The sequence below is a fragment of the Pontibacter ramchanderi genome, from assembly GCF_002846395.1.
Lineage (GTDB): Bacteria > Bacteroidota > Bacteroidia > Cytophagales > Hymenobacteraceae > Pontibacter > Pontibacter ramchanderi.
In genome coordinates this window covers 410299-434964 of record NZ_PJMU01000003.1, presented here as the reverse complement: position 1 = coordinate 434964, position 24666 = coordinate 410299, and the positions used below count along the sequence as shown (strand labels likewise).

23 protein-coding genes are annotated in these 24666 nt (G+C 53.5%); 8 read left to right on the top strand and 15 right to left on the bottom strand.

From position 1 onward, the window contains the following. Nucleotides 1–23: 23 nt before the first annotated feature. Genes BD749_RS14490 through BD749_RS14475 form a run of 4 tightly spaced genes read left to right on the top strand, consistent with a single transcriptional unit; the run spans nt 24 to nt 2254 of the window. On the top strand, nt 24–338 hold the full coding sequence (locus tag BD749_RS14490) for a hypothetical protein (protein ID WP_101445612.1): 315 nt from the start codon (nt 24–26) through the stop codon (nt 336–338). Then, nucleotides 338–994, top strand: a complete 657-nt coding sequence (locus tag BD749_RS14485; RefSeq protein WP_101445610.1) for a hypothetical protein — start codon at nt 338–340, stop codon at nt 992–994. Before BD749_RS14490 ends, BD749_RS14485 begins: the two co-directional genes overlap by 1 nt. Further along, on the top strand, nt 991–1821 hold the full coding sequence (locus BD749_RS14480; RefSeq protein WP_101445607.1) for a sensor histidine kinase: 831 nt from the start codon (nt 991–993) through the stop codon (nt 1819–1821). The genes BD749_RS14485 and BD749_RS14480 overlap by 4 nt, the downstream gene beginning before the upstream one ends. A gap of 10 nt (nt 1822–1831) precedes the next feature. Beyond that, a complete protein-coding gene (locus tag BD749_RS14475) occupies nt 1832–2254 on the top strand; it encodes a response regulator (protein WP_101445605.1) in 423 nt (140 codons plus the stop codon). A 42-nt stretch (nt 2255–2296) separates the two neighbouring features. Here the strand turns inward: BD749_RS14475 and BD749_RS14470 are convergent, their stop codons facing one another. Beyond that, nucleotides 2297–3553: an MFS transporter gene (locus BD749_RS14470; RefSeq protein ID WP_101445602.1), complete on the bottom strand. Its 1257-nt coding sequence runs from the start codon at nt 3551–3553 to the stop codon at nt 2297–2299. Nucleotides 3554–3854: 301 nt separating this feature from the next. On the opposite strand from BD749_RS14470, the gene BD749_RS14465 reads away from it, so the two are divergent. After that, nucleotides 3855–4145, top strand: a complete 291-nt coding sequence (locus BD749_RS14465; RefSeq protein ID WP_101445598.1) for an HNH endonuclease — start codon at nt 3855–3857, stop codon at nt 4143–4145. Between the two features lie 18 nt (nt 4146–4163). Here the strand turns inward: BD749_RS14465 and BD749_RS14460 are convergent, their stop codons facing one another. Continuing rightward, complete coding sequence (locus tag BD749_RS14460) at nt 4164–5663, bottom strand: nicotinate phosphoribosyltransferase (protein ID WP_101445594.1); 1500 nt, start codon at nt 5661–5663, stop codon at nt 4164–4166. 136 nt (nt 5664–5799) lie between these two features. Here BD749_RS14460 and BD749_RS14455 point away from each other — a divergent pair, with 136 nt between their 5' ends. Together BD749_RS14455 and BD749_RS14450 are read left to right on the top strand one after the other, a co-directional pair. After that, complete coding sequence (locus BD749_RS14455) at nt 5800–6867, top strand: DUF6687 family protein (protein ID WP_101445592.1); 1068 nt, start codon at nt 5800–5802, stop codon at nt 6865–6867. Nucleotides 6868–7020: 153 nt separating this feature from the next. Then, nucleotides 7021–7869 carry a universal stress protein gene (locus BD749_RS14450; RefSeq protein ID WP_101445588.1) on the top strand — a complete coding sequence of 283 codons (849 nt, stop codon included), beginning with the start codon at nt 7021–7023 and terminating at the stop codon, nt 7867–7869. Between the two features lie 67 nt (nt 7870–7936). Here the strand turns inward: BD749_RS14450 and BD749_RS14445 are convergent, their stop codons facing one another. From BD749_RS14445 to BD749_RS19765, 5 genes are all read right to left on the bottom strand, one after another. Further along, nucleotides 7937–8329 carry a hypothetical protein gene (locus BD749_RS14445; RefSeq protein ID WP_101445585.1) on the bottom strand — a complete coding sequence of 131 codons (393 nt, stop codon included), beginning with the start codon at nt 8327–8329 and terminating at the stop codon, nt 7937–7939. Between the two features lie 44 nt (nt 8330–8373). Continuing rightward, nucleotides 8374–9216, bottom strand: coding sequence for a thermonuclease family protein (locus tag BD749_RS14440; RefSeq protein WP_101445583.1), 843 nt, complete (start codon nt 9214–9216; stop codon nt 8374–8376). 126 nt (nt 9217–9342) lie between these two features. Then, complete coding sequence (locus tag BD749_RS14435; RefSeq protein WP_180336416.1) at nt 9343–11286, bottom strand: tetratricopeptide repeat-containing sensor histidine kinase; 1944 nt, start codon at nt 11284–11286, stop codon at nt 9343–9345. A gap of 314 nt (nt 11287–11600) precedes the next feature. Continuing rightward, nucleotides 11601–15251 (bottom strand): AAA family ATPase, encoded by a 3651-nt coding sequence (locus BD749_RS14430; RefSeq protein ID WP_101445576.1) that lies wholly within the window; start codon nt 15249–15251, stop codon nt 11601–11603. A 25-nt stretch (nt 15252–15276) separates the two neighbouring features. Further along, nucleotides 15277–15471: a YcxB family protein gene (locus BD749_RS19765; RefSeq protein ID WP_394341671.1), complete on the bottom strand. Its 195-nt coding sequence runs from the start codon at nt 15469–15471 to the stop codon at nt 15277–15279. Between BD749_RS19765 and BD749_RS19685 the strand changes: the two genes are divergently transcribed. Then, nucleotides 15416–15544, top strand: coding sequence for a hypothetical protein (locus BD749_RS19685; protein ID WP_262503001.1), 129 nt, complete (start codon nt 15416–15418; stop codon nt 15542–15544). The two genes, BD749_RS19765 and BD749_RS19685, sit on opposite strands and share 56 nt — an antisense overlap. A gap of 256 nt (nt 15545–15800) precedes the next feature. Here the strand turns inward: BD749_RS19685 and BD749_RS14420 are convergent, their stop codons facing one another. The 8 genes from BD749_RS14420 to BD749_RS14385 all read right to left on the bottom strand — a co-directional run bounded on the left by BD749_RS14420 (nt 15801) and on the right by BD749_RS14385 (nt 24516). Next, nucleotides 15801–17030: an exonuclease SbcCD subunit D C-terminal domain-containing protein gene (locus BD749_RS14420; protein WP_101445568.1), complete on the bottom strand. Its 1230-nt coding sequence runs from the start codon at nt 17028–17030 to the stop codon at nt 15801–15803. A gap of 132 nt (nt 17031–17162) precedes the next feature. Further along, nucleotides 17163–17585, bottom strand: coding sequence for a hypothetical protein (locus BD749_RS14415; protein ID WP_101445564.1), 423 nt, complete (start codon nt 17583–17585; stop codon nt 17163–17165). A 71-nt stretch (nt 17586–17656) separates the two neighbouring features. After that, nucleotides 17657–18052 (bottom strand): rhodanese-like domain-containing protein, encoded by a 396-nt coding sequence (locus BD749_RS14410; protein ID WP_245869235.1) that lies wholly within the window; start codon nt 18050–18052, stop codon nt 17657–17659. Between the two features lie 129 nt (nt 18053–18181). Further along, nucleotides 18182–18490 carry an ArsR/SmtB family transcription factor gene (locus BD749_RS14405; protein ID WP_101445560.1) on the bottom strand — a complete coding sequence of 103 codons (309 nt, stop codon included), beginning with the start codon at nt 18488–18490 and terminating at the stop codon, nt 18182–18184. A gap of 242 nt (nt 18491–18732) precedes the next feature. Next, nucleotides 18733–20241: a catalase gene (locus tag BD749_RS14400; protein ID WP_101445558.1), complete on the bottom strand. Its 1509-nt coding sequence runs from the start codon at nt 20239–20241 to the stop codon at nt 18733–18735. Between the two features lie 118 nt (nt 20242–20359). Further along, complete coding sequence (locus BD749_RS14395) at nt 20360–21310, bottom strand: YeiH family protein (RefSeq protein ID WP_101445554.1); 951 nt, start codon at nt 21308–21310, stop codon at nt 20360–20362. A 126-nt stretch (nt 21311–21436) separates the two neighbouring features. Continuing rightward, a complete protein-coding gene (locus BD749_RS14390) occupies nt 21437–22591 on the bottom strand; it encodes a BamA/TamA family outer membrane protein (RefSeq protein WP_101445550.1) in 1155 nt (384 codons plus the stop codon). A gap of 791 nt (nt 22592–23382) precedes the next feature. Next, nucleotides 23383–24516 carry a BamA/TamA family outer membrane protein gene (locus BD749_RS14385; RefSeq protein ID WP_101445545.1) on the bottom strand — a complete coding sequence of 378 codons (1134 nt, stop codon included), beginning with the start codon at nt 24514–24516 and terminating at the stop codon, nt 23383–23385. Nucleotides 24517–24666 lie beyond the last annotated feature (150 nt).

Below are 24666 nucleotides of genomic sequence, written 5' to 3'. Positions count from 1 at the left end.
CGCTACGAACAAATTACAACCACATGAAAGTTACAGGAAAAGAGGGCGGGCCAATAGACCGCAACCAAGCAAAACGGTGGACGGCCAAGTACAGAACCAGTGGCCGGGGCAAAACTAACTCACACTTATTTGGGGCTGAGACGGTAAGAAATCTGCTCGAGCAGGAGGGATGCGTCGGTATGCGGATTTATTATGCCCTGGATGATAATGGCGAACAGCAGCTGCTGCTGGTCGGAACAGACGCTGAAGGCAACGACATGACTGAAGGCCTGATCCTCGACTTAGCCTCGCCCTGTCCTCCTGACTGTTCGGTTAACAAAAGCGAGTTAGCAGGCTAATGGAGTTCTTCCTGGCACATATCTATCCTTCCTTGAAATGGGTGGCCGTGTTGAGTCCTCTCCTGCCTTTCGGAGTGGGGCTTTGGTTGATCCGCAATCAGAAAGATCCCAAATTCAGGTTAATGCTCCTCTATATAATACTAGGGGTAATTGCGCAGGCGGCGCAAATCATAACAGCAAAGCTTGGGATGAATAATCTCTGGATGAATCATGTGTACACCTTAATTGGCTTTAGCGTGTTGGCTGGCATATTTTATTACAGTTTCGACAAAATCATGCTCAAGCGCACCATTATTTTCGGGATAGTTTTGCTTTGTGTACTCAACTATTATGATGCCTTTATAACGGACGGTTTAACCAAGATGAATTCCGTGTCGCAGGTTGCGGCCAGTGTCATGCTGATCATACTGGCCATCACTTACTTTTACAAGGTCGCCAACAATGCTAAAATCATTTACCTGGACCGTGACCCAATGTTCTTACTGAGTTGCGCCATCCTGATTTATTATGCCGGAACAAGTATGTCCTATGCTATTTTTAATGAGGCGCTGGCCATTTCAAATGATGCGGCACGCATCTGTGTAGCCATCAACATGATACTTCTTATCCTGTTTTACGCAAGCCACGTGTTTATTTTGAGGAGGATGGCCGCATGATAGAAACCTTAACGCCTCTACTCATCATCACACCTGTTTTGCTGGTGCTTGCCATTGGCATCATTGTGTTTGTGTTTGCCTACCAGCGGCGCATGCTGCAGCACCAGGAACACCTACGCGAGTTGCAGGAATTGCGGCAGCGGCAAATGCTGGAGGCAGCCCTGGAGGCGCAGGAAGAAGAACGCCGCCGCGTGGCCCGCGACCTGCACGACGAAGTGGGCGGTATGCTGGCCCTCATTCGGCTCAACATAGGCCAGGTGGAGCGCAAGTGCGCTGAAAATGAAGCAGCTGCCGAAACAGCCCATCGTTCCAAAGAACTGCTCGACGAGGCCATCCAGAGCGTGCGCCGCATCTCCCACGACCTGCTTCCCGTGGTGCTCGACAAAATGGGGCTGGTGCAGGCCATCAACAGCTTGGTGCATTCTGTGCCCCCTGACAGCGGCCTGGAGGTGAAGTTTACCCATAACCTCGAAAACTTCCGACTGGAAGCACGGCAGGAACTGCTGTTGTTCCGCATCCTGCAGGAGCTGGTGAACAATACTCTGAAGTATGCCGAGGCTAGCCTGATTACGATCGACCTGCACCGCGAAGACGATAAACTGATCCTGCGCTATACCGACAACGGCAAGGGGTTCAATTACAATGCCACCCTGGATGCAGGTAGCACAGGCGGCGGACTGGGCCTGAAGAACCTGCAGAGCCGCGTAGACCTGTTGAACGGGGCCATCAATTTCTTTTCGAGGCTGGGCGCAGGTATAAAAGCTGAAATAGTGGTTCCTGTTGCATATATTATCGTTATTATTTATAACTTTGGTTTGCTAACCTAAGCTTTACTTTATGGAGCTGCAGCCACTCACACTAGCGATCGCTGATGATCATACCCTTTTCAGGAAGGGCGTAATCGAGATTCTGAAGAATTTTGAGGAGATCACCGTGACAAGTGACGCTGCTAACGGGGCCGAACTGCTTGAGAAAATAGAAGGCAACCTGCCGGACATCATCATGCTGGACCTCGAAATGCCGGATATGGATGGCATTGCCGTGGCCCGCTACGTGCTTAGCAAGTATGCTAAAGTAAAAATACTGGTTGTGTCGATGTACGGCGAAGAGGAGCTGGTACGGAAACTACTGGAAGAGGGCGTGCATGGCTACCTGCTCAAGAGCGCTGACCCGGAGGAACTTCGGGAAGTGCTACAACTGCTCCGAAGCGGGAAAACGCATTACCCTGTCTTCTCACAGAACTTTTTTACACTACGATAAAATTAAAAAAGCCGCCCTTCCGAGCGGCTTTTTTAATGTCTGTCAGCCAACTGCCCGAATGCGGCTCACCACCCACACGGCTACTAACGTGGCCACACTCGCCATAATGCCTACCCAATTAAAATGTGCCAATGTGCCATCAGCTGCTTCCTGCACAATAAGCCCGCTCACAAAGGCCGCTATACCTGCACCCATTTGCTGCACCGAGGAGTTGATGCTCATGAAGCTGCCGCGCAGCTCCGGCTCTACACTGGAGGTGATCAGCGACATGGCCGGCACGAAGCGCGCCCCGAAAAAGATAAAGAAGATCGTGGAAACCGTTAGAGCCAATACCATACCCACAGGCGGCAAATTAGTGATCAGCACGATCGGGATGATAGAAAGGATGGCGGCCCAGCGGAAGATAAAATGCTTCCCATGCTTGTCAGCCAGACGTCCCGCCCACTGAGAAGTGAACACGGTAGCCAGTCCGCCAAAGAGATAGATGTAACTGAGGTCGCGCTCAGTAAAGCCCACATTGGCCACCATGTAGGGGCTGATAAAAGGCACTACCAGGAAGCCCGCCATAGTGAGCGTAACGGTGAGGGCCATGGCCCACTGCAGGTTCGGCTGCACCACCATTGCTTTGAGCGCCCGGAACGGATTGCCGGGTCGGGCATTGGTCAGGTGTCCGCGCATGGCCGGCAGAAAGCGCACCGCCACCAGCAGAATGACCACACTCAGGCCCACCAGCAGGTAAAAGGGTGCATGCCAGCTCATCTCGCTGGCCAGGTATAGCCCGATAGGTATACCTGCGATAGAAGCCACCGAGAAAGCGGCCATGACACGACCGGTGGCCGCCCCGCGGCGCTGCTCAGGTATAGCATCACCAATAATGGCCAACACCAGTGCTCCCAGTACGCCGCCAAAGCCACCCGCCACAACGCGGGCCAGGAGCAGCAACCCATAATTAGGTGCAATGGCACAGCCCAGCGTGCCCACAATAAAACCCAGGTAGAGCGCCAGCAAAGCATGTTTGCGGTCGAAGCGGTCGATGAAGAGTGCACTTACAAAACCGGCGATGGCCGCACTGAAGGTATAGGCCGACACCAGCAGGCCAAACTCCCGCGGTGAAATACTGAAAACCCGCATCAGCTGCGGACCCAGCGGCATCATGATCACGAAGTCCATCATGTGCGTGAACTGGATTGCCGCCAGCAAAAAGATCAGCAGCCCTTCCCGGATCTGCACTTTGGGTACCAAAGGCTCCTGAATGGGAGCCGCTATAGAAGCAGGAGAATTTTCCTGGAATTTATTCATAGTTTAAACACTGAAACGTAAAACAGGGCACCAATGTACAAATAATTTATGACCGTCTGGCGGTAAAATTATGTTGGTTTCCGGGCTATACCTGCAATAGAGACAGCCGCAGCCAACCGAAGAACCTTGTGTATACGCGAACAAGCGATCAAGTGGCATGTTACACGAGCATATGCCTTTGTTTGGCGAGAAGCACGCGGAGGAGTATATTAGTAGCTAATACCGCACGCTTGCAGGAGCTATGCGTAAAAGAATGCTGCAGGCCTTAATCGACAGTTAGGCTGCACAAAAGTTTAACCTTATGGCAAAGAAGGAAGAGGAACTGGTTTGTGAGCTGTGCGGTCGGGAGGTGCAGTACCTTACGCGCCACCACCTCGTGCCCCGGGAGGAGGGAGGCCGCTATGGGGCTACTGCCGAGCTTTGCCAACCCTGCCACAGCACCCTGCACCTTACGTTCAGCAACCGCGAGCTGGCTACCCTATACAACTCCATACCTGCCCTGCAGCAGGCCGAGGACCTGCAGAAGTACCTGAAATGGGTGCGCGGCAAACGCATCGAGCGTATTTCCAACCGGCGTGGCCGTCGGCGCTAGGCCAGGGTATAGTGCAGGCTACTGTGCCTGCTGCTCCTTGAGCGCTTCTTCTCCTTTTTCGCGAAGGGCCAGTACCAGGTCGGTTTTGAACTGGTGAAAGCTTGCCTCCAGACCAGCCGGGTAGGCATGCGGATTGAGCAGGCGGCGGATACTTTCGTGCAGCTTGCCGATCTCTTCTGCGCGGTGCTTGCGGATGGCCTTCAGGTCAGGTAGCTCGTGCAGCAGTTTTCCTTTCGCCAGAACAGGCTGCAGCAGGTCCTTGTAAGCCGTGCCGACTGGCACAGACTTGCGGCGCGTACTGTCGAGCGGACTCACAATAAGCACTTTTTCTGGGAGCGGTGCTGCTTCGTTGTAGATCATGTCTGCCACAAAACCGTGCGCATCGTAGTAGCGGCGCACCTGTTGTATACCTGGGTTGGATGTTTTCTCCAGCTGCTCCGATAGTTTCAGCGTAAAATTCCACTCCCCGTTTTCCTGCTTCAGTGCCGCCAGTTTATACACGCCGCCCAGCGCGGGCTGGTCGTAGGCTGTCACCAGTTGCGTACCGATTCCCCATACGTTGATTCTGGCGCCCTGCTGTTTGAGGCTGCTCACAATATTCTCGTCCAGGTCGTTGCTGGCTACAATATTGGTGTCGGCCATACCTGCCTCATCGAGCAACTTGCGGGCTTCTATGCTCAGGTAGGTCAGGTCGCCGGAGTCCAGCCGGATGCCTTTGAGCTTAAAGCCTGTGGGCTTCAGTTTTTTGGCTACCTCAATGGCGTGTCGCACGCCTTCCAGGGTATTATAGGTGTCCACCAGAAATATGGAGTCGTGCGGAAAAGCTTTGCCATAGGCTTCAAAGGCATCAGCCTCGCTTTCAAAAGCCTGTACCCAGCTATGGGCATGGGTGCCGCTTACAGGTATGTCGAACAGTTTGCCGGCCAGCAGGTTGGAGGTCGCATCCACCCCGCCCACATAGGCAGCCCTGGCCGCCGCCAGCGATCCGTCTATACCTTGCGCGCGGCGCATACCAAATTCACTCACCAGATCATCTTTTGCCGCTTCTTTAATGCGGGCGGCCTTGGTTGCGATCAGCGTCTGAAAGTTCATGATCGTAAGCAGCGGCGTTTCGACAAGTTGGGCCTGCAGCAGTGGTCCGCGTACCCTGATAAGGGGCTCACTTGGAAACACCACGCTTCCCTCCGGTATGGCATCCACATCGCAGGTGAAGCGCAGGTTGCGCAGGTAGTCCAGAAAAGCCTTCTCAAACAGCGGCTCGTTGTTGCCCGCCCGCAGGCTGCTCAGGTAGGTCAGGTCCTCTTCCGTAAAATGCAGTTGCTGCAGATACTCCACCGCATGCGCCAGTCCGGCAGCCACGGTATACCCTCCTTTAAAGGGCGCCTTCCGGAAATAGAGGTGAAACACCGCCTCACGTTCTGCTATACCTTCTTTCCAATAGCCATAGGCCATGGTGAGTTGGTATAGATCGGTGAGGAGGGAAAGGGAACTGCGGTATAGCTGCTGAAGCGTTGTCATGGGGATGCCTTTGAATGGTTTTGTAGCTAAAACGAATGCCAGGCCAATAGGATGTATCAGAAGCCTGGGGCCACTGCCTTGCTGCAATGGACGCCCGAATTTAAGGGTTGACGTTAGATTTAACTATATTTAACCCATGATAAAGCGACAGTTTATACCTTTTGGCGAAGTAAAAGAGAAAAAAGCCATCATTGTAGACAGCATGCACCCCAACGGCCTGGTGCTTTCGCACTGGCGAGGAGCTCCCACACCGGCTGAGGTGCGCGACGACACAAGCGCGGCCATGGTGCTGCACGCCCTGCGCCTCAACCTGCCCGGCCTGGACCTGCCTTACGTCACCGCCAACCATTTCGACATCGACGGGTTTGTGGGCGTATGGAGCTTGCTGAATCCGGAGCTGGCGCTGGAGAACGAGGAGATACTGCGTTTGATGGCTCATATCGGTGACTTCCGGGAGCTGGACCTGAACCACCCGCTGGCAGGCGAAGCGCTGAAACTGGTCTGCTGGCTCAATACCCGCGAGCGTGATATGTTCTATGCTCCCTTTGCTGCCGATGAATCGGAGGAGAAAGAGGCGAAGCGCTGCGTGGACAAGTTTCGGTATTTTTTGCGTGAGTTTGGGCGCGTGCTCCAGGATCCGGATTGGGAAAAGCCGGTTTGGGAAGATGAGGTGGCGGACGTGCTGCTCGGCTACCGCGACATGTTCAAACCCGACACCAAACTGCAGCGCCACCCCGATCTGAGCCTGATCATCATTGACACGCAACGCCCTGTGCATTATTATGCCCTGTTCAGCCGCACCATCGGCTTCGATATTGTGCTGAGCTGCTACGAAGGTAACCGCTACGAGCTGGAGTACAAGTACACGACCTGGGTCGACATCGCTTCCAGGCCCACACTTCCTCGCATCAACCTGCAGCCACTGGCCGGGCAGCTCAATGCCCTGGAGACCTCCGGCTATACCTGGACCGCAGATGGCATTACCGAAACGGGGCCACTGCTGCGCCTGGAGGGCAAAGACCTGTCGCGAATGGAGCGCTATGACCATCCCACCACCCGCGAAATTTACGCTTCGTCTATACCTGCCGGACAGCTGAAGCAAGTGGTAGTGGACTACTTCCGGGAGAAGTACACAGGTATAGCCCCGAAGCGCAACTGGACCTGGGAGGAGGTAAAGGCATTAAACAAGGGAATTGGCAGATAGCCTGAGAACCTGAAGTAATCGCAAACGGGCGCATATAATTTGCCCGTGATGATGCAGGTCATTTTTATTTTCGGGATTAAAGCACATTTTTGCTTCGATACGTATACATAGTGATTACTTGATATAGACCGCTTTGCGCAACCACCAAACGCCATGAAAAAAATCCTTTGCCCGACTGACTTCTCTAAAACAGCCGCCAAGGCCTTAGAGTACGCTATACTCATCGCCCGCCAGTCCGGAGGCCACCTCACCCTGCTGCACGTTGTGCACTTGCCTATTGTTGATACCTCTGAAACCGCCCTGGTGGCCAGTGAGTTATTGGGTGAGCAGATGAAAGACGCGGAGGTGCGGCTGACAAACCTCTGCCGTGAAATAGAAGAGCGCCACGGAGCAAACCAAAGCGGCACCTTCACCTGCGACTTCATACTAAAAGAAGCACTGCTGACAGATATAGCCGAGCACCTGACCAAAACCAGCGGTTACGACCTGATTGTGATGGGAACCACCGGTGGCGGCAATGCGCTCGAAGAACTGCTGATCGGCAGCAATGCCGAGGCGGTGATGGAGCAGGTAAAATGCCCGGTACTCTCCATCCCTTCTACCTCAGTGCATCCGCGCATCAACAAGATCATCTACGCTTCGGACTATGCCGCTGACGACTTAGCCACGCTGCGAGAAGTGCTGGAATTTGCAGGTATGTTCGGGGCTAGCGTAGAGGTGGTGCATGTGCTCAAAGAGGGCCGCTCCGGCAGCGACAGAAAGGCACGCTTCCTGCAGGATATGGAGCAGGCTTTTCCAGGCGCTCCCATCCGTTTTGAGGAAATAGTGAGCAAGCACCGCACCGACGGGATAAAGGAGTACTACAACGCATCGGGTGCCGACATGGTCGCGATTCTGCGCCGTGAAAAGGGTTTTTTGCGAGAGCTTTTCTCTCAAAGCCTGGCTGAGAAAATGACCTACCAGGCCGAAGTGCCGCTACTTGTGCTGAAAGGCAGAAAATAAGGTATAGCCACATAAAAGCGGCGGCCTCTTTCGGGGTCGCCGCTTTTTTTATGGCATAAAGCTGGGGCTACAGGCCTGTCTCAAACTGAACGGCATCCTCGTCGAACACATAGGCCAGGTCGGCGCTGCAGGTTTCGCAGTTGTAACGGCCAAAGGCCTCCACGGCGCGTGGTAGCGTCAGGTTGCGGAAGGTGCTCTTGCAGCTAACCAGCACGGGACAATCGTGCTTTTGGTGGAAGGTGTCCTCGGTCTCGTCCATGCAGATGTAGACGCGCGTTTTCTCTACTCCTTTAAAGGAATAATGCTCAGGTTTGGGACGAGGCTGTCGCTGCACGGTATCGGCGGCAGCTGTACCTGCCTCTTGCGTGCCCGTTTGTTCTGTCTGTGCGTTGTCAGGCGACTGGCAGGCGGCCAGCGAGATGAGCAGGCAAACCATACCTGCCAGGGTGTTCTTCAACATAAAAATAGGGTGATGGTAGAAAGCTGAACCTAAATTAACCGGAATTACTGAGGGCTGCAAGTTTTGTCGGCCCGCCTGTTGTGCTGGCGTATTGCGTCGGCTTCTGTTACGGTTAGCACTTGCTCTTTGCAGCGCTTCAGTACCGAGCAATTGGTGCTGTAGTGATAAACAGAGGAGCCCGAACTGTCGCAGAGGTATACTTGGCGCTTGGTGGCACCTGCAGGAATAGGAGCTTTGCTATTGTCAACTGGGGCGGGCTTTTGCTTCCGGAAATCCCAGGGGGCGATCGGGTTCGGATCTTGCCAGAGGCCGCGTTTAAAGCGGCGCGCATCCGCTTCCAGGTTAGCCAGGGTTTTGTCTTTGGAGTAGGCGGTGTAGTGCCAGGCATAACCTTCGCGCACCAATTCTTCGTTCAGGCTGCGGCCATCGGGCAGTATGATGGTGCCTACGGTTCGGCCATAGCGGTCTTTGCTGTTTTCGATCAGGCGCACGTTTTTGCCGAAGGCCAGGTCAGAGGCGAACTGCTTGGCGCGTTGCCCATAGGCCTGGTTTTTCTCCGGTGTATCCACTCCCAAAAGACGCACCGTAATGGTCTGCCCGTTGCGCAGCAGCTCGAAGGTATCGCCGTCTTTCACGCCGACCACGCGGTCGCCAGGTACTGTAGGTGCTTCCGTTTCAGGTGCGGCCTGTGTGTTGTCCTGCGGCTCGACAGTCGGCTGGGTGGGGTCTTGCTGCGGAACAGTAGTAGCCGTTTCGCCTGGCATTTGCTGCTCAACGGGCCCTCGGCGCCGACGGAATTCCTCCCTCGCTTGTTCGTTGTCCTGCTTACAGGCTGGAGTGGCCAGCAGGCTGATCAGTGCGAGGAGGTATAAATGAAAATTTCTCATGTGGCAAAGGTGCTGCTATTCTCCTTTTACCGCAAACTGAAGGATTTGTTTTTCTCATCGGGCCCACAAAAAATGGCTGCCTCATTCAGGAAGCAGCCAGTCTTATTTTTTTTATAAAAAAGAACGCTAAGCCAATTCCAACTGGGCTGTTTCCTTTTGTGAGAGATGCTGCGGCGTCGTGTTATCTTCTTCGTCTGGCTTGGCTGGGCAGGGGAGCGTGAACATAAACGTACTTCCCATACCTGGTGCACTTTCGACCCAGATCGAGCCGCCGTTGTGCTCTACGAAATCTTTGCAAAGGGCCAGGCCCAAACCACTGCCTTTTTCGTTGGCCGTGCCCCGGCTGGAGTAACTGCCGCCCCCAAAGAGCTTTTGCTGCACTTCGGCCGTCATACCTATGCCGGTGTCTTTTACCGATACCAGCACCTGGTTCTCGTGTATTCTGGCCGACAGCGTTACGGTGTCGCCGGCTTTGCAGAACTTGATGCCGTTGGAGATCAGGTTGCGGAGTACCAAACGGATCATTTCCTTGTCGGCGCTACCCACTAGGCTCGGATCGATGGTATTGTTCAACGCTACTTCCTTACTGCCGGCCACCGGCTGCAGCAGGCGAATGTTTTCGTCGGCCAGCTCGCGGAGCGGCAACGGTTTGGGGTCGACCTCAAATCCCTCCATCTGTGCTCTGGCCCAGTCAAAGAGGTTGTCGAGCATCCAAAGCACGTTCTGCTGCCCTTTTACCAAGCTATTGAAAAGTCCTTCCTGTTTATCGGCGGGTACCTTGCCCATGGCCATCACATGCAGCAAGCCCTTGAGCGCCACCAGCGGACCGCGCAAGTCGTGGGCGATCACTGAGAAAAGTTTATCCTTGATCGTGTTGAGCTGGGTAAGTTTTTCTTTCTGGATGTTAAGCTGCTCGGCTTGCTCTGTCAGGGCTTTCTGATGCTGGTTCAGCGCCTCGTTCTTGTGCATGATCAACTCGTTCTTCTGCGTGAGCAGCTTATTGATGCGGCTCTGGTGCTGTCGTCCGCGGAAGAAGACGTAGGCCACGGCGCATACCAACAGCAACAAGGCAACCGTAAAATACTGCACAATGCTGCGCTGCTCCAGTTTGCGCAGGTTCAGCTCCTGTTCGGCGCGGAGCAGCAGGTTTTCCTTGTCCTTTTGGGCCGTTTCGTACTTTACGCGCTCCTGGGCAATGCGATCTGCTGCACGTTCGTTGTGCAGGCTGTCGCTATAGGAAGTGTGCAGCGTGAGGTAGTAGTGCGCCAATTCATAATTGCCCATGGCTGTATAGATGCGGTCCAGAATGGCGGCATTTTCCTTAAGCACGTATTTGCCTTCGTACGCCTTGGCTAGCTCCATGCTGGCGAGCGCATTATCCAGCGCTTTTTCGTATTTGCCGGCCTTTAGGTACGATTCAGCTTTGCCACGCAGCACATACACCTCGTCATGCGAACTGCCCAGATCATTGGCGATCTGATGGGCTTTGTTAAAGTAGGAGAGGGCGGTCTGGTAATCGTTTTTGCCGTTGTAGGCATCCCCAATGTTGATCAGCGAGATCAGGATACCCTGTTTGTCATCCAGTTTTTCCTGAATTGGCAGCGCCTCCCGGTAATAGACAAGCGCCAGGTCGTACTTGCCCTGGTCGAGGTATACGCCGCCAATGTTGCTTAGCGCGCTGCCAATGCGTAGAGTGTCCTGGGCGGTAGTGGCCAGCGAAAGCGACTTTTTGTAAAGCGGCAGTGCCTCTTTGTGGTTGTTCTGGTCGGCGTATACATTGCCGATGTTGTTGTAGCTGGCACTCAGGTCGGAGGGATCGCCGAGTTTCTCGCGGATGCGCAGTGCCTTGTAGTAGAACTGCACGGCTTTGTCTATGTCGCCGAGCAGGTAGTGGCCTGAGCCGGTCTCGTTATAGGCTTGCGCCAGCAGTTTGTCGTCACCCGCTTCCTTGGCGAGCGCAACCGCCTTGTTGCCGTACGAGATCGTGGTTTTTGGATTGATGCTGTTGTGTGCCTTGCTTAACTCACAATACAGCTCTACCTTCCTTTTTACATCTTCTGTTCTGTCCAATTCAGTCCTCAAGTCCTGAATAAGGACTTTTTGCTGTGGTTGTGTAAGCGTTATCAGGAAGAATAATCGACCCAGGAATAGTAGAAGCATAGGTACCTCTCTACAATTTGAATGACCGTAATTGATTCATTAGTAGGCAGCAATATAAGAATTTAATGTTTAAAAACACCAATCCGAAATCGAGAATATAAGGTCGCTTTGGAAAAGTGCAATTTGTAAATAAACGAAGGGCCTTTGCTTGGAATAGGAGCACTACAATGCCTCAAACCGGGCCATTGTAGTGCTATGTTACGAAATGAATAGAAAAGTATATATCACGCTACGACGCGAACGGAACTTACGCCGCCTGACTTTTTAGTCACCACGATCTGGGTGCTGATGCGTTCTTTCAGTGCCTCCACATGCGAGATGATACCGATTGTTTTGCCGGCCGCGTGTAAGTTGTCGAGCGTCGAGATGGCGGCCTCCAGCGTGTCGGCGTCGAGTGTGCCAAACCCCTCGTCAATAAACAGCGAGTTAATCTGGGTACGGCGGCCGGCCAGGTCAGAAAGGCCCAGCGCCAGGGCCAGGCTAACCAAGAAACTTTCGCCGCCCGACAGGGTGTTCATGGGGCGCACCGCCTCCGCCTGGTAGGTGTCGACAATCTGCAAGGCCAGGTCTTCGTCGGACGACTTGAGGATGCGGTAGCGGTCGTTTAATTTATATAGGTGACGGTTTGCCAGCTCGACCAGCCGGGCCAGGGTGAGCCCCTGCGCAAAACGGCTGAATTTCGACCCGTCGGCCGAGCCGATCAAATCGGCGAGTTGGCTCCAGCGGTGGCATACCTGCTGCTGTGTTTTCAGTTGCTGGGCAAGCTCCCTGTTCTTTTCGCGCTGTCGGGCATCCTGCTCCAGCAATTGCTGGTGGCGTGCCCGCTGCGCAATCAGTTCCCGCTGCAGTGTGGCTTTTTGCTGTTGCTGCTCCTGCAAAGTGGCTATACCTTGGTCGGTTAGCTGTTGCTGCTGTAATTGCGTTAGTTCCTGCTGCACATCGCTCAGGGTTTTTCGGAGTTCGGTCAGGTGCTTTTCGGTCTGGGCCTTCTGGTTAGCCAGGCGGTCGGCATCGTCGCGGTGCAGCAGCATCAGGCTCAGTGCTTCGATGGTTTCGATGCCTTTCTGGTGCAGCACGTGCAACAGCCCTTGCCGCAGCTCTTCGAGCACCGATGTGTTTTGCTGATGCTTTTGCTGGCACTCGGTCTGGCGCGTGCGGGCCTCGTGCAGCTCCTGTTGTTTCTGCAGTTGGCTTCGACGAGCCTCCTCGGCCTGCCTGGCCCTGGCGCTTAGCTCTTCGTGGGCTAGCCTGCGCTCCTGTTCAGGGTCTTTGTCGCCGAACAAGGTATAGCGCTCAGCCTTTAGGTTTGTGAGTTGTTCATGCTCTTCCGTCAGGCTGAGCTTGCGCTGGTCGAGTTCTTTTTTCTTATCAGATTCGTTTGCCTGCAGGTTCTTTACCAGCTGTTGCAGTGCAATGTATTGTTCACGCATTCCTTCCAGCGCCTGCTGTTTCTGGGTATATGCAGTGGCTTGTTGCTCCAGCGTTTGCAGCAGGAGCTGGCGCTCTTCGGCTTTGTAAGGCAATCCATAAGTAGCCGCAAAAGATTCGGCCGTTTCGGTATGTGCTTGCTGTTGTTCCTGCTCATCGGCCAGATTCGTTTGCAGTCGCTGAAGTTGCTCTTGCAGCATTTTGTCGGAGGCCTGCAGCTGGTTGAAGGTGGCCTGTGCCTGTACCTGCGCTTCGCGGAGCTGCTGCCCTTGCTGGGCTATACTTTCCAGTTCACGGCTTAGTGCCCGGGCCTGGGAGAGCTGCTGTTGCAGGGCGGAGGCGGTTTCCTGCTGTTGCTTCAGGAGTTGTGCCAGTTGGTCTACCTGGTCTATACCTGTTACCTGTGGCAAACCAGCCGACACCTGCTCGAAGGTATAGCGCAGTTGTTGCACTCCGGTTTCTGCCTCTGCGCGGGCTGCTGTCTCCAGTTGCAGTTTCTGCTCCAGGGTGCTGTGCTGTAGCTGTAGCCGCTGTATATTTTGCTCCAGTTCCTGCACGAGTTTCTGCTGACTGTCGCGTTTCTGTACTTCCTCGGGTAGGTCGAAGGTATAGCCGTTTTCGGCGAACGGGTGATGGGTGGAACCGCACAATGGGCAAGGTTCGTCCTGCGTCAGGGTATGGCGGGCCTCCTCGTATTGCTGTATCTGCTGCTGCAGCTGCACAAGTTTTTGAAGCGCCTCCAAGTGCTCTCTGGCTTGGCTATACCTGTTTTTGTTATCCTGCAGGGCCCCGCCTGTCTCTCCAAGTTGGTGCTTTAGTTGTGCCAGTTGGTCGTTGCTTTGTCGTAGCTTTTGCTGCTGTGCGGCATGAAGCTGTGCCACTTCGTGCATACGCTCGTAGCGGGCCAGCAAGGCAGGCTGCGACTGCGCCTCCTGCTCCAGCTCGTCCATGCTTTTATGGGCCAGTATACCTTGCAGGGCGGTCAGCTTCTCAGTTTTCTGCTCTTGCAGCTGAGTATGGCTTGCATGTTGGTTGGCCTGCTGCTCTTGCAGCGCCATGAGCTGCTTCGCTTCCTGACTGCGCTGCTGGGCCAGCTCCTGTTGCTCCTGCTGGTTGCGCCGGATGCGCTGCTCCACCTCCTGCAGGTCGCGCAGTGTGGCTTTGAACTCCGGCAAATGCACTTTGAGGTCCTGTAGGCGGGCGTTTTGCTCGAGCCAGTTTTTTATACCTGTGGCCTCCTGCCTGAGTTTGTCCAGCTCAGTTTGCCTGGCCTGTAGCTGTGCCTGCTCTTGTTGCAGCTGTTGCTCGAAGCTCTTGTAGGCGTCTTTGTTTTTCGAATAGGAGGCACGGATGCTATTCAGTTGGTGGTCGAGCCGGACAACCTGCACCAGCATAGGCTCGAGCTGGCGCACCTTTTCCTCCTGCTGCTGAAAGGCTGTGGTTGCGTCCAGCGCGGTCTTTCCGGCCCCCTCTAGTTCGGTCTCCAGGGTGGGCACTCGTTTTTGCAAAGTCTGCAACTGCTCCTGCACTTCGAGCACTTTGGAGTTAGCGCTCCGGATCTCGGCCAGCTCACCCACAAACTGATGCGCTTGCTGGTGCTGCTCAAGTTTGGCAAACTCGGGTTGCAGCTGCTGCAGTTTTTGCTCCTGCACGGCTAGCGCCTGCTGGTGCTGCTGCTGACGGGCCTGCAGTTGCGCTACCTGCTGCAGCCACTGCACCTTGATTTGCAGTGTGGCCAGGTCTTGCTGAAGCGTGGTTTCCTGCGTGGTCAATTCCTGAATGCTGGTTTCGTAGGCCAGGCGCTGCTCTTCGGGCAGGAGCTGGGAGTCTCGAAGCTGTTGCTCCAGCCCTTCGTATTTCAGGCGTTCCTGCTTGGCTTTCTCAAACGCGAATTTCGAGATGTCGGAGTAGATGGCGGTGTCGGTGATCTTTTCCAGCAGGCTGCTGCGTTCGGTCGGGCTTGCCTTCAGGAAGCGCGCAAAGTCACCCTGCGACAGCATGACCGAGCGCAAAAACTGGCTGTAGTCAAGTCCGCAGATCTCGGCTATCATGGCGGGCACTTCGCTGGGTTTCAGGTCAAACAGTTCATCTTTTTCGAGGTCGTATAGCTCCATGTGCACCGGCTGTATCTTGCCGTCTGCCTTGCCCCGGCTGCGGCGGAGGTGCCACTTCGAGCGGTATACCTTGCCGTTGGCCTCAAACTCTACTTCCGAAAAACACTCGGCCGTATGGCGGGTCATCAGCTCCAGCGGACGGTCGTTGTTGTGCCGGTGCGCCTGTCCGTATAGCCCCACCGTGATCGCATCCAGAATCGTGGTCTTACCCGCCCCGGTTGGTCCGGTAATGGCAAACAACCCCGCATCAGCCAGCGGACTCTGGTCGAAGCGGATCTCGTGTTCACCCTTGAGTGAGTTGAGGTTGAGAAAGCGGACGGCGAGGATTTTCATGGGGGATAATGCGAGGGTGTAATTACTAATTGCTTTTTGTGCGAGTTACAATCCTTTTGAAGGCAACAAGACCTTCCTGCGTCTGAAATACAGTCTTTGGGATGTATATGAACTGTGATTTCGCGATATAAAGCAGCCAATACCCTTTCCTTTCAACAGCTTTTATGATTAGTTGCAAAGGTATTTCACTCTGGAAGTTGGCCTCACTCGTGGATGTCATTATCTTCTCATCCATTGTGAGGGCGTGGGGCAGAAATAAGTTTTGGTTCTTCTGTGACTTCGACCAGAAGTAGAGGTAAATAAATAGACCAGGTAAATAGATGGTCGATACAAGGATGTAAATGGTAATAAAGTTGTCATTACCAAACCTGTCGAGTGACGATACACAGAAGATAATCATGAATAGGTATAGCCACCAGAATCGACGGAGTCTGTTTTCGGCTATAATCCTAAAGTAGGTATTAGGTGATAAAGCGTAGGTATAGGTTTGAATCATTTTAAAGGGGTTTAGTGCTGAGTCGCCATAAAGTATAGATGTTAATTAAACCTCTATAAATTTTCCTCCTGCCGCATCAGCTCCAGCAGCTCCGAAAAGGTATGGCGCAGCTCGGTGTGATCGCTTTCGGGGAAGGCGCTTTCGCAGCGTTTCAGGAACACATCGTTTTCGCTCAGGGTATGCAGGTCCACTTCTTCGCGCACCTCCTGCTCCAACGTTTTCCGGGCCGTCTTGATGAGGGGCGGACGGTGGATGAGGAGTTGCAGTTCGTCGCTTTTTAATTTGAGCACATCCTCCAGTTGCTGGTTCAGGTCAGGAATAGGCGCATCGAGTTCTACCTGCAGCTCGGCCCAGGCCGGCAAGGTATAGCTGCTGTTATCATAAACCACTATTTTCTGTTTTACCTCTTCGAGTCCGCCCTTAAAGCGCACCAGTTTGCGGCAGACAGGTATAGCGATCTCTTTCAGGTCGGTGAGTTTTCCGTCCTCAAAATCGAGTACATAGACTACTTTCTTATCTGCCACTTCGCTGAAGCTAAGCGGAATAGGGGAGCCAGAGTAGCGGATGTGGTGAGTTTTGTTGACCTGCTGCGGACGGTGCAGGTGCCCGAGGGCCACGTAGTCGAACTCTTTCGGGAACTGGTCGGCCCCGATCTGGCCCAGGTTGCCCACGTGTATTTCTTTTTCACTGTCGGAAGCCGAGCCGCCGGCGGCAAACAAATGGCCCATGGCCACCACCGGTATACCTTGTGTTTTGTAGGGCTGCACATGCGGCACAAAGGCGGCGTAGTGCGCGGCTATACCTTGTTTGATGCGCTGCTCGCGCTCGTCGTAGCTTTCGCCAGGTATGGAAAGGCGTATGTCGCGGTCGCGGAGGAAAGGCACGGCACAAACCACCAGTTCCAGCTCGCCCTTCTCGTTTCGCAGTTCGATCAGTTCATCCAATAGATCGCAGGTGGCGCCGCCTATCACTTTTATGTTAAAGCAGTCGAGGAGTTCCTTAGGCGCGTTGAGCGTGGCAACGGAGTCGTGGTTGCCACCCGTTATAATGATGTGGCGGCAGCAGGTGGCGCATACCCTGGTCAGGAAGTTGTAATATTGCTTGAGGGCGGTGTTGGAAGGGGCGCCGGTGTCAAACACATCGCCGGCCATCAGAAGCACCTCTATCTGTTCGGCCTCAATGGTTTGCAGGAGCCAGTCCAGGAAATGCTGGTGTTCTTCGGTTCGTTCGAGGTTGACGAGTCGCTGGCCGAGGTGCCAGTCTGAAGTGTGTAGTACGCGCATATCCCTAATCCTTTCTCCTTTGCACCACAAGTTACATTAAGGTATACCTATACTGCAAGTCTGTGATATAAATTTTTCCGGATCAGGTATAGCAGTTCTGCTATATACAGGAAAGGTGCTTGTGGCTATACCTTACTGGTTTATCCAGAGCAGGGCCTCTGTTTGGCTGGAGAAGTTCTTAAACTCGAAGCGGTTGATGTTTTGCGCCTCGGCCCGGGTGGCGACAGCTTCCAGGGCCAGTTTAGAGAAAAGGCTGTTGGGCAACACTCTGGCCAATTTTTGAAGCGAGGTCTGGGAAAGCAGCTCGTAAAAAGTGGTGGACATCCACTCCTTGGTGACAGTATCCAGCATGACGAGCCGTTCGGCATTAGCCACTGCCCGGGTGATGCCCGTGTCGCGGAGTGCCTCGTAGAGTTTGGTACCGCCTGCAACCATCTCATCTTTGTTAACCGGACGCTGCCACTCCGCCAGCAAAAGGTTATTTCCCCTGTCAACTTTTATGGTATAAAAGTCGGAAGAGTAGTAGAGCTTAAAAGGACTCGGTTTTAGCAGCATGCCGTAAATTAATTATGTAAAGGTACGTATAAATACCTTTGTTGGTGCTGCCGACTACGTAATTGCCACTATTATTCTTTCACAGGCAGTCCGGCCGACTTCAGGTCCTGGTAGCCGCCAATGTTGTAGACGTTCTTAAAACCTGCTTGCTCCATCAGCTTGGCTGCTTTACCACTGCGGTTGCCGCTGGCGCAGTATAAGTAGTAGGTCTTGTCCTTATCCCAGTTTTGCATTTCTTTTTCAAACTCACCGCTCAGGAAGTCGGCGTGCTGCGTTTTGTCGAGGTGTCCCGCTTCAAACTCAGCAGGAGTGCGCACATCAACCAGGATAACGTCTTTATTGTCGATTTTTTCATGGTGGGCCTTGTATTCGGTGGCAGAAAGGGTTTTGGGTTGGGCATCGCCCTGCTGTGGACTGTTGCAACTCATCAAGCTGGCTGTCATTAGGGTCAAAAGGAATAGTTTCATGGAGAGAAAAGGTTAACCTATGTTATTTCTAACGTAAGCAGGCATTTTTTGGTGCCGCTACGGTCTCTGAATTCAGATCGAAAAGTAATTATATGAAAATAATTTCATTTAACGATACAGATGAGTCGTCTACTGCACCGGTTTGCAGCCTTTAATGCAATCGATGATGTTGGAGATGCCGGAGTCTGCCAGGAAGTAAAACACGTTCTTACCCTGCCGCCGTGTCTCCACCAGGCCTTTGTCGCGCATGTTGGTCAGGTGATGGGAGAGGAGAGACTGTTCAATTTCCAGTACCTCCTGTAACTGGCTCACGGTCAGTTGCGCTTCCTGCTCCAGCAAATCGATGATGCTGATGCGCACCGGATGGGCCACACATTTAAGCACATAGGCTGTTCGTTCCAGTTTCTTTTTGTCTACCCTTACTTTCAGGTCACTCATGCAGGTATAAATAATAGGTAATTGCAATACATGATCATTTATTCATGTATAAAAAGGAATACAATTTTAATTCACCTAAGGTTCCAGAACAGGGCCTATACCTGTGCTATGAAGCAAGCCATACCTGTCTGGGGCTGAAAGCGGCTAATGGAACTGCCTGGTAGCATGTATGGCAACAGCTAAAACAGGAAAAGCCGGCACAGGGCCGGCTTTTCCATAGCACAAAATAAAACGTGTCCGTATTAGTTGGCATGCACGGTGCTGCCTGCAAAGGCGCTCACGTCCACACCCAATCCTTGCGCTATACCTAGTCCAAGACCGATGTCGGCGCGGAAGAAGTGACACAGCTGACGGTTTATAATCTCTGCCCGCTTCGGTCCGTCTATACCTTGCATGGCTCCCACGATGTTGCTAATGGTGTTTTTCTTGTCCTCCGGCGTCATCAAACGGAACAGGTCGCCTGGCTGGGTATAGTGGTCGTTCTCGCCTTCGGCGTTGCGGTCGTACCAGTCGGCTACCACGTTGGTGCCGAGGTTCTGGCCAGGCTCCTTGTAGGTTTCGTCTGCCCTGATGTTATCGAAAGAGTTCGGGAAGTAGTTCGGTGCGCTGCCGCCATTGCCATCCACACGCATGGCGCCGTCGCGCTGGTAGTTGTTTACCGCAAACGGGCACCGGTTCACCGGAATCTGCTCGTAATTGGCGCCGATGCGGTAGCGCTGTGCGTCCGGGTACGACAGAATACGGCCCTGCAGCATGCGGTCTGGCGAGAAGCCAATGCCGTCCACAAGGTGCGCCGGCGCGAAAGCGGCCTGCTCTACGTGGGCAAAGTAGTTGTCCGGGTTCTCGTTCAGTTCCAGCACGCCCACATCGATCAGTGGGTAGTCCTTCTGTGACCACACTTTGGTCAGGTCAAATGGGTTCCACTTATAGGTAGCTGCTTCGGCCTCCGGCATGATCTGTACTTTCAGAGCCCAACGCGGGAAGTCGCCGCGGTCAATGGCCTCTACCAGGTCACGCTGCGCCTGGTCCGGGTCCATTCCTTTCATCACGGTCGCTTCGGAGTCGGTGAAGTTCTGGATGCCCTGCAGCGTTTTGAAGTGGAATTTAACGAAAAAGCGCTCGTTCTCTTTGTTGATGAATGAGAAGGTGTGGCTACCGAAACCGTGCATGTGGCGGTAAGAGGCCGGTGTGCCGCGATCGCTCATCAGAATCATCACCTGGTGCAGGCTTTCCGGGTTCAGTGACCAGAAGTCCCACATCATGGTTGCGCTCTTGGTGTTGGTGCGCGGGTCACGCTTTTGGGTATGGATAAAGTCAGGGAATTTTTTCGGGTCTTTGATAAAGAACACCGGCGTGTTGTTACCCACCAGGTCCCAGTTGCCCTCTTCGGTATAGAACTTCACGGCAAAGCCACGCGGGTCGCGCTCGGTATCGGCGCTTCCTTTTTCGCCGCCTACCGTAGAGAAGCGCAGGAACACGCGGGTCTCTTTGCCGATCTCGCTGAACAGTTTGGCCTTGGTGTATTTGGTAATGTCGTGGGTAACGGTGAAAGTGCCGTAAGCGCCGGAACCTTTGGCATGCACGACACGCTCCGGTATACGCTCGCGGTTGAAGTGCGCCAGTTTCTCGTGCAGGATGAAGTCTTCAAGCAGGATCGGACCGCGCGGGCCAGCCGTCATGCTGTTTTCGTGCTCATAGTATGGTTTGCCGGAGGCAGTTGTCAGTCGCTGAAATTGATTTTCGTTTTGCATATAGCGAAGGGTTTTGGGTTTCTATTGAATTAGATGCCTCAAAAGTATAGCCCAAAGCTATATAGATCAAATCAATTAAATTTATGGTGTAATAGGATTTACTTATAATGATGCAAGTTTAGCCCAACTGGTAGATAACAGCCAATGAGGTTGCAGAAATAAAAAGCCAGAGGAGCACACCTTGCCAAAAAGGCTTTGCGCTGATAGACCTCAAAGCGCTGGGGCTGATATTGGCACCGATCAGGAATAGACTTAGCAACAGGCCTTTCTTCGCGAGCAGGACAATGCCAGAAGACACCATAGCCAGGGTAGGTATAAAAGTGCTGACCACAGAAGCCAGCAAAAAGAGCAGGATGAAGGTCGGGATGCTCAGTTTCTTTTCGCCGTTTTTGAACAACAGGCTGGAGACCAGCACCAGCGGCACGATCCAGAGCGCCCGGGTGAGTTTTAGGGTGGTCGCGATCTGAAGCGCCTCTTCTCCGTATTGCGTGGCGGCACCTACAACGGAACTGGTGTCGTGTATGGCAATGGCCGCCCAGGTGCCGAACTGCGCCTGTGTGAGGCCAAGCGCCGCACCAACAGGCGGGAAAATAAAAAGGGCCACGGCATTAAGCACAAACACAATACCCAGCGCCACCGATATCTCCTGGTCGCTTGCCCTGATAGCCGGCGCTACCGCCGCAATGGCGCTGCCCCCGCAGATGGCGGTACCCGAAGAGACAAGGTGTGTGAGGCGGGGCGGCGTATAGAAGAGCTTGCCTAAGAGCGCTCCCACCAGCATGGTAGCCCCCAACGACACCAGGGTATAGACAATGCCTGTCAGTCCGGTTTCGGCAACCTGGTAAAGGTCAATGCCAAAACCCAGGCCCACCACGGCCGCCTGCAGCAGGTACTTGGAAATTTCGCCGGTATGCGACTGAAACGGATTGCCTAGCAAAAGCCCGACTACCAGACCCGCCGCCAGCGCCATTGCCGAGTTAAGCAGCGGCGTGAACAGGATCAGAAGCACAAGCGCACTAAAAATAGCTTTCTGCAGCAGGGGAGAAGGGAACGGAAACAGCTTGGGCATGCTTTACGGGAGGCGGATTGACTTATTGCTGGCAAATCTACACTTCTTTCCAGTTTATCTGTGTGACTTTTGTCGCTTTTAGCTAATCACCAAATGTGTAAGGACTGCCTACAGGTATAGCCAGTTCTAAAAGGCCTCCCCGATCATCACATAAAAGTTGACGCCTTCCCTGCCGTAGCCGATATCCGCCCGGATGTTCAGCTTTTGCTCTGGGTTTAAGGCATAGCGCAGGCCGGAGCCGATGGAATATTTCAGGGTAGAAAAGCTTACATCTTTTGGTTTATCGAACACATCGCCTATACCTGCAAAGGTTGCCATGCCGAAGCGCCAGAAAAGCGGGAAGCGGTACTCCATTTGCGTGCCGGCGAAATTATCTTCCAGAAACCTGTTTTTGGCGTAGCCTCTTAGTATCCGGTCGCCGCCGGCCATGGCCATGCGCATGACAGGGATCTCGCCGTTGTTGAAGTTAAAGCTTGTATTGTGAGCCAGCACATGGTACGGCTTCAGCTGAAAATACTTCCGGAAGTCGAGGTTGAAGTTGTTGTAGCCAAAGTCGCCGCCCAAGGTGCTGCCAAAGCGGTAGCCCGACATTTCGAGGTAGGTACCGCTGCTGGCAAAGGCCACGTTATCGCGACTGTCGAGCAGGAAAACAAGCCCCAGGCCACTGTTGAGTCCACCCTGATAGCCTGGAATTTGCTGCGTGCGCAGTTGGCTTTCCCGCTCTTCGCTGATAGGGTTGAGCTTCAGGTCGTAGTAGTTGGCAATCTGAAAATCCGGGCCCAGGAAGGTGCGCGTGCCTATTTTTTTCAGAGCTCCCAGCCGGGCGTTCACATAGTCGTACTCGTAAATCTCCTCATCCGACACGGGCGTGTTGTTGCCGATGCCATAGAAGCGGTCGGTGTATACCCGGTGGCGCAGTTCGCCGCGCAGGAGGTACTTTTCGTCACGGGTAAAGATGGTCCAGTCCAGGAGTTGGTCGGTTTGCTTACGCAGGGTATAGTCCACGATCAAGCGCGCCTGCGAGAGGCGGGTATAGCCTTCGCCTTCGCTATTTTTCAGTTTAAAGAATCCGAGCAAGGCCGCACCAAAACCAAGCCTCGTGTCAGGGGTGTAATAGAGTACCGGTATCGGTATAAGGCCACGGGTTTTTTCAGCCTTGGGGGGCGTTGTTACAGGTATAGCATCGGCCTGCGGCGGTTGCTCCTGCGCCTTTGCCAGGGGCAGCGTGCACAATACCAAGCATAGGCCCAGTAAGTAAGGGGTGAGTAGATGTGGTTTCATATGGCCGGTCAGGTATAAGGTGGAGGTTCTGTGTTATAGCAGGTATAAATCAGGGTTTTACAAGTAGAAATGTAAGGAAGTTTGAGAGGATTTCTGCAAGCGGATTGAGGTTTTTTTCGCTTGATTTTTTAGGGGTGTGGTGTAGGGTGTTCAAGGTATAGCGTGGGGTGCGATCATGGCGTGAGCGTCTTCGCTCGTGTTTACTGTCGTGTGGCCTCTGGCCCAGGTGTAGCTGGTAGCATACCTATACCTATACCTATACCTGGCGTAGCTGCTGCTTTTCTATACCTTAAACTGTTTTGTTTTATAGCTTGCCCTGGCCGGGCGGGCCCTACTTTTTGTCTTGACATAAATCGAGGGCCCCTACCCCCAAAGTAGGCAAAAAAGTCAAGATTCCCCAAATCGAGGGCCCCTACCCCCACTCGCTGAACGCTCAAACAGTGGGTAATCATCCATGTGCACCTGGCACCGCTATTTGCTTCGTAGCGTAAGGGGCAAGTTAACCTTGCTATACCTGCCAGTGGTCATGTGCTACTGTGCTTATACCTTTCGAAGTGTAGTAGTAGAAAAGTCCCCCTTGGGGGTAGGGCCCCTCGATAAATGACAAGGAGGGTGGTTTGACCCGGTACAGTAATGGAACTGCTATAACTACCTATCTTACCCCTTTAAAGAACATTAGCCAAAAGTTACCTTGTTGGAATGGCTTTCCTAAAAAACGAAGGGTATTCCAAGCGTTCTCGCTTTCCTCTACAGTTAGTGGCGCCTCACCAAAAGGGATGGGGGCGAAAATTCTAGAAAGCTTCCCCGATCATCAGATAAATATTAAAGCCTTCCCGCCCATACCCTACGTCCAGCCTTGTGTTTAATTTCTGGTCGGGGCGGATGGCGTAGCGGAGGCCGGTGCCGATGGAGTATTTGAGGGTAGAGAAGCTGACGTCTTTGGGCTTGTCGAACACATCGCCTATACCTGCAAAGGTCACCATGCCCAGCCGCCAGAACAGCGGGAAGCGGTATTCCACCTGAGAGCCTACAAAATGGTCGTCGTGGAAGCGATTGCGGGCGTAGCCGCGCAACAACTTGTCACCTCCGGCGGTGGGCAGGCGCTGTACCGGCACATCGCCCTCGTTGAGGCGAAGCATTGTGTTGGTAGCCAGTACGCGGTCATTACCCAGGCCGTAGTAGCGGTTAAATTCGAAGTTGAGGTTATTGTAGCGGAAGTCGCTGCCAAAGGCCTTGCCAAAATGGTAACCGGAAAGCTCCAGGTAAAATCCTTTGCTAGGGTAGGAGGTGCTGTTGCGGTGGTCGATGAGGAAGATGGCGCCCAGGCCCACGTTTCGGCCTTTTTTGTAGCCCGGCAGCTCTAGCGAACGCAATTGGCTGTCATCTTCGAGCTCTACATTGTAGTACTCCGTAAAATGCAGGTCCGGCCCCAGGAAGCTGCGGAAGCCCACGTTTTTGAGCACGGCTATTTTGGCGCTGATCATGTCATAGTCATACAGCTCGCGGTCTTCCTCTCGGGAATCATTGCCCAGGCCGTAAAAGCGGTCGGTGTAGATGCGGTGGCGCAGCTCGCCGCGTAGCATCAGGCGTTCCTCGCGGGTGAAAATGTTCCAGTACAGCCACTGGTCGGTTTGCTTGTTCAGGGTATAGTCCACCACCAGTCGGGCCAGTGAGAGGCGGGTATAGGTGGTGTCGGTATAGCTGCGCAGGCGAAAGTAACCCAGCAACGAGGCGCCAAAGCCCAGTTTCGTGTCAGGGGTATAGTAGAGGACGGGCGCAGGTATAAGGCCTTTCACACTGCGCATTTTCGGCTTGGGCGGATCGACGGTCTGGTTTTCTGTGGTTTGCTCCTGCGCCAGCACAGGATAGGTTTTTATGGTCAGAAGTACAAGTAGCAGGAAGGTGAGGTATAGGTTTAAGCGCATGCAAATGTTGTTTCTACAAGAGTTATCAAAATGTCAGAAGTACATACGTAAGAGCCGCATTTCTGGTCTATACCTGGCTACTTCGCCACAACCGATTGGTGTTTCCACATCCGTAAAAATTCAATGACAGCAGAAGTAGATTATTTTATG

Coding starts and splice junctions, on each gene's coding strand:
- BD749_RS14460 (WP_101445594.1), bottom strand. CDS start 5,663: ATGACAACGCTTCAGCAGCTATACCGCAGTTCCCTTTCCCTCCTCACC.
- BD749_RS14430 (WP_101445576.1), bottom strand. CDS start 15,251: ATGAAAATCCTCGCCGTCCGCTTTCTCAACCTCAACTCACTCAAGGGT.
- BD749_RS19765 (WP_394341671.1), bottom strand. CDS start 15,471: ATGACATCCACGAGTGAGGCCAACTTCCAGAGTGAAATACCTTTGCAA.
- BD749_RS14465 (WP_101445598.1), top strand. CDS start 3,855: ATGGCAAAGAAGGAAGAGGAACTGGTTTGTGAGCTGTGCGGTCGGGAG.
- BD749_RS14415 (WP_101445564.1), bottom strand. CDS start 17,585: ATGCTGCTAAAACCGAGTCCTTTTAAGCTCTACTACTCTTCCGACTTT.
- BD749_RS14475 (WP_101445605.1), top strand. CDS start 1,832: ATGGAGCTGCAGCCACTCACACTAGCGATCGCTGATGATCATACCCTT.
- BD749_RS14405 (WP_101445560.1), bottom strand. CDS start 18,490: ATGAGTGACCTGAAAGTAAGGGTAGACAAAAAGAAACTGGAACGAACA.
- BD749_RS19685 (WP_262503001.1), top strand. CDS start 15,416: ATGATTAGTTGCAAAGGTATTTCACTCTGGAAGTTGGCCTCACTCGTG.
- BD749_RS14440 (WP_101445583.1), bottom strand. CDS start 9,216: ATGAGAAATTTTCATTTATACCTCCTCGCACTGATCAGCCTGCTGGCC.
- BD749_RS14385 (WP_101445545.1), bottom strand. CDS start 24,516: ATGCGCTTAAACCTATACCTCACCTTCCTGCTACTTGTACTTCTGACC.
- BD749_RS14450 (WP_101445588.1), top strand. CDS start 7,021: ATGAAAAAAATCCTTTGCCCGACTGACTTCTCTAAAACAGCCGCCAAG.
- BD749_RS14490 (WP_101445612.1), top strand. CDS start 24: ATGAAAGTTACAGGAAAAGAGGGCGGGCCAATAGACCGCAACCAAGCA.
- BD749_RS14395 (WP_101445554.1), bottom strand. CDS start 21,310: ATGCCCAAGCTGTTTCCGTTCCCTTCTCCCCTGCTGCAGAAAGCTATT.
- BD749_RS14400 (WP_101445558.1), bottom strand. CDS start 20,241: ATGCAAAACGAAAATCAATTTCAGCGACTGACAACTGCCTCCGGCAAA.
- BD749_RS14445 (WP_101445585.1), bottom strand. CDS start 8,329: ATGTTGAAGAACACCCTGGCAGGTATGGTTTGCCTGCTCATCTCGCTG.
- BD749_RS14455 (WP_101445592.1), top strand. CDS start 5,800: ATGATAAAGCGACAGTTTATACCTTTTGGCGAAGTAAAAGAGAAAAAA.
- BD749_RS14390 (WP_101445550.1), bottom strand. CDS start 22,591: ATGAAACCACATCTACTCACCCCTTACTTACTGGGCCTATGCTTGGTA.
- BD749_RS14480 (WP_101445607.1), top strand. CDS start 991: ATGATAGAAACCTTAACGCCTCTACTCATCATCACACCTGTTTTGCTG.
- BD749_RS14420 (WP_101445568.1), bottom strand. CDS start 17,030: ATGCGCGTACTACACACTTCAGACTGGCACCTCGGCCAGCGACTCGTC.
- BD749_RS14410 (WP_245869235.1), bottom strand. CDS start 18,052: ATGAAACTATTCCTTTTGACCCTAATGACAGCCAGCTTGATGAGTTGC.
- BD749_RS14485 (WP_101445610.1), top strand. CDS start 338: ATGGAGTTCTTCCTGGCACATATCTATCCTTCCTTGAAATGGGTGGCC.
- BD749_RS14470 (WP_101445602.1), bottom strand. CDS start 3,553: ATGAATAAATTCCAGGAAAATTCTCCTGCTTCTATAGCGGCTCCCATT.